At 50.7% G+C, this 753-nt stretch carries 1 protein-coding gene; it reads left to right on the top strand.

The window, feature by feature from the left end; genetic code table 11:
• Positions 1 to 36: 36 nt before the first annotated feature.
• Positions 37 to 753: ATP-binding cassette domain-containing protein (locus ON063_RS14720; protein ID WP_274665637.1), on the top strand; the 717-nt coding region annotated here is incomplete at its 3' end.

Raw genomic sequence — 753 nt, 5'->3', positions numbered from 1 at the left:
TTTTTTGATAGGCCCTGATTTCAGGAGGAACCTATTATGTTAATCGATTTACAACACATTCAAAAACAATACGGTGGTCACGCCGTTCTCACAGATGCGAATTTAATGATCAATGAACGCGAACGAGTCGGACTCGTCGGTCGAAACGGCAGCGGTAAAACGACACTACTACGCATGATCGTCGGCTCTGAAGAGCATGACGCCGGAACAATTTACCGTCGGCAGCGACTCTCTATCGGCTATTTGGTTCAGCTTCCCGACTATCCCAATCATAGTGGTCGCGACGTTCTTCAGACTGCCTTCGAGGAAGTCCTTCGCCTCCGTGAGAAGATGTCTCGCCTCGAACAAGAGATGGCGACGACCGAACAGCTCGAACGTCTTCTCGAAACATACGGGACGATCCAAACGCAATTCGAACATGCGGGCGGCTACGTCTACGAGTCAAAAATCAGTGCGATGATTGACGGATTGAAGCTGACCTCATTCGTGGACCAACCGTTCGATACGTTGAGCGGCGGGGAACGTACAAAAATAGGCCTCGCCTTGGCGCTTCTGCAGGAACCCGAGCTACTCATTTTGGATGAACCGACGAACCATCTGGATTTAGAAGCGATGACGTGGCTCGAATCCTATTTACAGGATTACGATTCAGCGCTCCTGATTGTGTCCCACGACCGTGTCTTCTTGGATGCGGTCGCCACGCGAATCGTCGAGTGTGAAGACGGCGAATTGACGAGTTATCCCGGAAACTAT

The organism is Exiguobacterium sp. B2(2022) (genome assembly GCF_028823655.1).
GTDB classification, from domain to species: Bacteria; Bacillota; Bacilli; order Exiguobacteriales; family Exiguobacteriaceae; genus Exiguobacterium; species Exiguobacterium aestuarii_A.
The sequence above is the reverse complement of the archived record's forward strand: the minus strand, read 5'-3'. Positions and strand labels throughout refer to the sequence as shown.